The organism is Streptomyces hirsutus (genome assembly GCF_001418415.1).
Lineage (GTDB): Bacteria > Actinomycetota > Actinomycetes > Streptomycetales > Streptomycetaceae > Streptomyces > Streptomyces hirsutus.
Genome location: NZ_LIQT01000455.1, coordinates 1 through 4,376 on the forward strand (window position 1 = coordinate 1; position 4,376 = coordinate 4,376).

General features: G+C 73.4%; 4 protein-coding genes and 1 pseudogene. 4 read left to right on the top strand and 1 reads right to left on the bottom strand.

Annotated features, from left to right (window positions below):
* The 4 genes and pseudogenes from AOK11_RS30390 to AOK11_RS30405 all read left to right on the top strand — a co-directional run.
* Positions 1 to 353 (top strand): annotated as a pseudogene (locus AOK11_RS30390) (pectate lyase); the annotation flags it as partial.
* A 120-nt stretch (positions 354 to 473) separates the two neighbouring features.
* Entirely contained in the window at positions 474 to 1,745 is a 1,272-nt protein-coding gene (locus AOK11_RS30395) for an MFS transporter (protein ID WP_055596909.1), read from the top strand.
* Between the two features lie 70 nt (positions 1,746 to 1,815).
* A complete protein-coding gene (locus AOK11_RS30400) occupies positions 1,816 to 2,397 on the top strand; it encodes a sugar O-acetyltransferase (RefSeq protein ID WP_055596910.1) in 582 nt (193 codons plus the stop codon).
* 7 nt (positions 2,398 to 2,404) lie between these two features.
* Positions 2,405 to 2,965, top strand: a complete 561-nt coding sequence (locus AOK11_RS30405) for a TetR/AcrR family transcriptional regulator (protein ID WP_055596911.1) — start codon at positions 2,405 to 2,407, stop codon at positions 2,963 to 2,965.
* A gap of 55 nt (positions 2,966 to 3,020) precedes the next feature.
* Here the strand turns inward: AOK11_RS30405 and AOK11_RS30410 are convergent, their stop codons facing one another.
* Positions 3,021 to 4,358: an MFS transporter gene (locus AOK11_RS30410; RefSeq protein WP_079035182.1), complete on the bottom strand. Its 1,338-nt coding sequence runs from the start codon at positions 4,356 to 4,358 to the stop codon at positions 3,021 to 3,023.
* Positions 4,359 to 4,376 lie beyond the last annotated feature (18 nt).

The window sequence follows — 4,376 nt, forward strand, 5'->3', positions numbered from 1 at the left end:
GCCTCGGCGCCGGTGCCGACGGCTCCAGCAAGGCCAGTGGCACGAGCTACGGCAACGTGATCGACGGCAACCTGGGCAGCTACTGGTCGCCGAGCGGCTCGACCGGCTCCGTCTCGGTCAAGTGGTCGTCCGCCACCTCGGTGTCGAAGATCAACATTCGTGAGGCAGCGGGCTCCGAGGGCGGCATCCGCAACTGGAGGGTCCTCAACAACGACACCGGTGCCGTTCTGACCTCCGGCAGCGGAGCGGGCGTCATCTCCTTCCCGAAGACCTCGCTGAAGAAGGTCACCTTCGAGATCACCAGCTCGAACGGCAGCCCGCGGGTCGCCGAGTTCGAGACCTACAGCGGCTGACGCCGGAAGCCTTCACACGTCCGGCTCCAGGTCCCCGCCCGGGACCCGGGGCCGGGCGTCGGCGGTGCCGCGGAAAAAGAGGAGTGTACGTTCGTACGCTCTGCGGATAGGGTCCGGCGTATGACCATTGACGTACTGCGGCGGCCGGGCCTGGCCGAGCGGCAGGCTCGCGCAGCCGTTGCCGTGCTCTTCTTCACCAACGGCGCCCTGTTCGCGAACCTCCTGCCGCGCTATCCGCAGATCAAGGCGGATCTCGGCATCGGCAACGCCGCCTACGGGCTGGCCGTCGCGGCGTTCCCGGCGGGGGCCGTCGTGGCCGGCCTGGCGGCGGGGGTTCTCGTCCGCCGGCTGGGCTCGGCGCGGGCGGCGGTGGCGAGCACGCTGCTGACCGCGGCCGGGATCCTGGTCGCCGGTCTGTCGCAGTCGGTGGTGCTGTTCGCGATGGCGCTGTTCCTGGCCGGCGCCATGGACGCGTTCACCGACGTCGCGCAGAACGCCCACGGGCTGCGGGTGCAGCGCCGCTACGGGCGCTCCATCATCAACTCCTTCCACGCCATCTGGTCCATCGGCGCCGTCACCGGCGGAGCCATGGCCGCCGGTGCGATCGCGCTCGACCTCCCGCTCGGGGTGCACCTGCTGATCTCGGGCGTGCTCTTCGGGATCGCCGCCTGCGTCGCCCTGCGGTTCTGCCTGCCCGGACCCGACACCGAACCGGCCGAGGGGACGGAGGCGAAGGAGGCGAAGGAGGAGTCGCGGGGGAAGGCGAGCGCCGGAGGCGGGCGGTCGGCCATGACCTCGCGGACGCGGTACGTGCTGGCCGCGCTCGTTCTCATCGCCACCGCCGGCACGCTCGTCGAGGACGCGGGCAACTCCTGGGCCGCGCTCTACCTCTCCGACTCGCTGAACGCGTCGGCGGCGCTGGCGGCCTCCGGCTTCATCGCCCTGGTCGGGGCCCAGTTCGTCGGCCGGATCATCGGCGACCGGCTCGTCGACCGCTTCGGCCAGCGCGCGGTGGCCCGCGCCGGCGGCTTCATCGCCGCGGCCGGCATGGGCCTGGCGCTGGCCGTGCCCACGGTCCCCGGCACGATCCTCGGTTTCGCCGCGGCCGGGTTCGGCGTGGCGACCCTGGTGCCGGCGGCGATGCACGAGGCCGACGAACTGCCCGGCCTCAAGCCCGGATCGGGGCTCACGATCGTCTCCTGGCTGATGCGGCTCGGCTTCCTGCTCTCCCCGCCGATCGTCGGCCTCGTCGCCGACGAGGCCGGCCTGCGCCTCGGCCTGCTGGTGGTGCCCCTCGCGGGCGCACTCGTGGTCGTGCTCGCCGGAGTGCTGGGAGCGCGGAAGCGCCGACCGGCAAGCGACGAGGGGCAGGAGAGCGCCGCGGCGCGGTAGGGGAGCGCCGCGGGGACTGCCGGGCGCGGAGAGTGTACGTTCGTACGCTCCAGGGTGTACCGTCGGTTTCATGGCGACGGAATACTTCGCGCAGGACCCCCGTACGAACCTGGAACGGATGCAGGCGGGCGACCTCTACATCGCCGACGATCCCGAGATCGCCCGCCGGCAGCAGGAGGCCGTACGTCTGGCCGCCCGCTTCCAGGCCGCCTTCGTCGAGGACGCCGCCGCGGCGCAGTCGATCCTCCCCGAACTGCTCGGTGCCGTGGGCGAGGAGGCGCATGTGCGCCCGCCCCTGTACGTCGACTACGGCAGCAACATCACCATCGGGGCGCGCACCTTCGTCAACTACAACCTGACCGCACTGGACGTCGCCGCCATCGTCATCGGCGAGGACTGCCAGATCGGCCCGAGCGTCCAGCTCCTCACCCCCACGCACCCCGTGGAACCGCAGCCCCGGCGCGACAAGCTGGAGGCCGCGCAACCGATCACCATCGGCGACAACGTCTGGATCGGCGGCGGTGCCATCGTCCTGGCCGGGGTGACCATCGGGGAAAACTCCGTGATCGGCGCCGGCGCGGTCGTCACCAAGGACGTGCCGGCGAACGTGGTCGCCGTCGGCAACCCCGCCCGCCCGGTCCGCGACATCTGAGGCTCCCGTGGCCACCGGACACACCGACCCGCGGCGGCGCGAACGCATCGTCGCCGCCACCCTCGACCTCATCGCCGAGGAGGGCCTCGCGGCGGTCTCGCACCGCAAGATCGCCCAGCGTGCCGGAGTGCCGCTGGGATCGATGACGTACCACTTCAGCGGGATGGACGAGCTGCTCAGGGAGGCGTTCGGCGAGTTCACCGGCCAGGTGGTCGCGGTCTTCGACACGCATCTCGCGGCGCCGGCCGGCCGGGAGGAGGCCATCGAGGCCGTGGCCGACCTCGTCCACGTCCTGTCCGAGGGCAGCCGGCGCGACCTCGTGCTCACCCAGGAGCTGTACGCCCTCGCCGCCCGCCGCCCCGCCTACCGGGAACTCACCCACGAGTGGATGCGCCGCAGCCGGGTCCACCTCGAGAAGTACTTCGACCCGGACACCGCCCGCCAGCTCGACGCCCTCATCGAGGGACTGACCCTCCACCTCGCCCTGTCCCGGGAACCCCACGACCGGGCCCTGACGCTCGACGCGATCACCCGCATCACGGCAACCGGCACGCCCCGGGAGCTCTGAGCGGGACCCCCAGCCGCCCGTGCGGCACAGTCCTGACCACTGTGCCGCACGGGCATCACGCCTCCACCGGTCCCGTCCCCGTCCCCGTTCCCGTTTCCGTCCCGACTCCGCCCTTGCCTCCCCCGTCGCCCCCGTCGCCCTCGCCGGCGCCGGCCGGGGCGGCCTCGCTCGGTCTCCGCCAGGTGACGCGCCGCGCGGAGACGGACACCAGCAGCGCCGATGCGGCGACCACCGCCATGCCGACCGTCAGATCCGTTCGGCCCGCCACGAAGCCGATCAGCGCCGGGCCCGCCAGCAGGCCGGTGGTGCCCAGGGCGGCGACCAGGGCCAGGGCCCTCGGACCCTCCGCGGCGGCCGCGACGTAGAGACAGGGCGTCACGGTCGCCATGCCCAGGCCCACACAGGCGAAGCCGACCAGCGCGGGCCAGGTCCCGCCGGCCGCCAGGGCGAGCGCGAGACCGGTGCCGGCCACCACGCTGCCGATGTGGACGACCCGTGCGTCGCCCAGGCGGCTCCGCCAGCCGTCGCCGAGGAGGCGGGCCAGCACCATCATCACCGAGACCACGGCGATGCCCAGCGGCGCGAGCTGCCCCGACGCACCGGTCTCCGCCGTGAGGTAGAGCGCCGACCAGTCGTTCATCGCGCCCTCGGTGACCGTGCCGAACACCATGGCGCAGCCCAGCCAGAGCGCCGCCCCGGAGGCACCGGCGAAGCGCCGGACGGCCTTGGCGGCGCCGCCCTTCGCGGCGCCCTCCTCCGACGCCTCGGCCCTCCCGGTCGCCTCCTCCTGCTCGGACCCTGGATCCCGCCCGGACCCCCGAGCCCGCTCGTCCGCCGACAGACGCGGGCGTGCGGCGGCGAGCAGCAGCAGGAGCAGGGCCGCGGCGGCGGCGAAGTGCGCGGACACGGTGTGCGTCACGACGTTCATCCCCGAGGCGAGGAGCGCGGCCGCGAGCGAGCCCGCGCTGAACGTGGCGTGCAACCGCGCCATCGCGGCCCGCCCGTACCGGGCCTCCAGCGCCGCGCCCTGCGCGTTCATGGCGACGTTCAGACAGCCGACGGCCACCCCGTCGACGAAGACCACCAGCAGGGCGAGGGGATAGGAGCCGGCCGCGGACAGCGCCGGCAGCACCGCCGCCAGGGCCAGGGCCGACCAGAGTGCCAGACGCCGCGAACCGAGCTGCCGCATCAGCCGGGCGACCAGCGGGAAGGACACCGCGGCGCCGACCCCGCAGACCATCAGCAGCAGGCCCAGCCGTGTTTCGTCGAGGCCGAACCGGTCCTTGAGGGCAGGCAGCCGGGAGACCCAGGTGGCGTACTGGAAGCCGAGGAAGCAGAACAGCGCGGCGATGGCCAACTGGTCGCGGCGGAAGGCGCCGGGCGTGCGGGGCACGGGGGCGCGGGGGACAGG

Coding starts and splice junctions, on each gene's coding strand:
- AOK11_RS30400 (WP_055596910.1), top strand. CDS start 1,816: ATGGCGACGGAATACTTCGCGCAGGACCCCCGTACGAACCTGGAACGG.
- AOK11_RS30395 (WP_055596909.1), top strand. CDS start 474: ATGACCATTGACGTACTGCGGCGGCCGGGCCTGGCCGAGCGGCAGGCT.